This window comes from Micromonospora sp. CPCC 206060 (assembly GCF_036906895.1).
Taxonomy (GTDB): domain Bacteria; phylum Actinomycetota; class Actinomycetes; order Mycobacteriales; family Micromonosporaceae; genus Micromonospora.
In genome coordinates, this window is sequence record NZ_JBAKHU010000247.1 from 1 (window position 1) to 952 (window position 952).

Sequence of the window (952 nt, forward strand, 5' to 3'; positions counted from 1 at the left end):
ACGACCACCCACAACCGCCGGACACGACACCCCCGCCCAACTCACTCAAGAAGAAACGCACCCATCAGCAGGTCCGGTAGCCTCGATTCCTCGTAGATGCCGTCAGCGGCAGCCAGCCATTCGACCGCGCCGGGCAGGCGCAGGAGTTCCGTGAGGAACTGCTGCCCGGCGGTGTCGCGGTCACAGGTCATGAGCAGACGGACCCCGGCGGCGGCCAAACCCTCCAGTAGCAGCCATGCCGCGATCGACGGGCGCCCGTACACGCAGATCAGTGGCAGAGCATGGGGGCCTAGCCGTGCCGCCGCGGTTTCGACCACGACCGGGTTCTCGCACACCCGGACGGTGTGAAGGCCGGATCCGGGTTTCCACGCGCGGCGCAGCGACCGGGCGGTCAGCCAGACTGGCTCACCGGTCTCGGCGGCTGCGGCGGCGATTGCCGCTGCGGCACCGGAGCCGGCCAAGGGCAGGTTGAGGACGAGGACGGTCGCCGAGACTTCGTCGCAGCTGACGCCGACGCTCGCCCACACCTGCCGCCACGCGTCGGCGCTCAACGCGGTGCCGGCCGCAGCTGCGGCGGCGCCGGGGTCCGTGGTGTATGCGGCGGCGAGCAGGCGGGCGGCCAGCCGGCCGAGGTCGGCGTCACGGTCGAGATGGTGCGGATTGCCGAACAGCGAGTTCGCGAGCTCCGGCAGCGGACGGCCGACGGCGGGCAGGTGCTGCCACAGCAGGGCTAGTGCAGCGCCGCATTAGTTCTTCGGGGGTTCATGTGGCTTTGAGTGGGCTGCCTTCGTAGGTCCAGCGGTACGGCTTGGCGGTGCGGTCATAGGCGATGACGAAGTCTTCGATCTTGTCTGCCAGGTCGTGGCGGGAGGTGAAGTGACCCCGGCTAGGGTGCGTTTCTTCTTGAGTGAGTTGGGCGGGGGTGTCGTGTCCGGCGGTTGTGGGTGGTCGT

At 69.2% G+C, this 952-nt stretch carries 1 protein-coding gene and 1 pseudogene; both read right to left on the reverse strand.

Translation table 11 applies throughout. From position 1 onward, the window contains the following. Positions 1 to 41 precede the first annotated feature (41 nt). Positions 42 to 728: a TIGR02679 domain-containing protein gene (locus tag V6U90_RS33540; protein ID WP_334445217.1), complete on the reverse strand. Its 687-nt coding sequence runs from the start codon at positions 726 to 728 to the stop codon at positions 42 to 44. A 34-nt stretch (positions 729 to 762) separates the two neighbouring features. Then, positions 763 to 952, reverse strand: a pseudogene (locus tag V6U90_RS33545) (hypothetical protein); the annotation flags it as partial.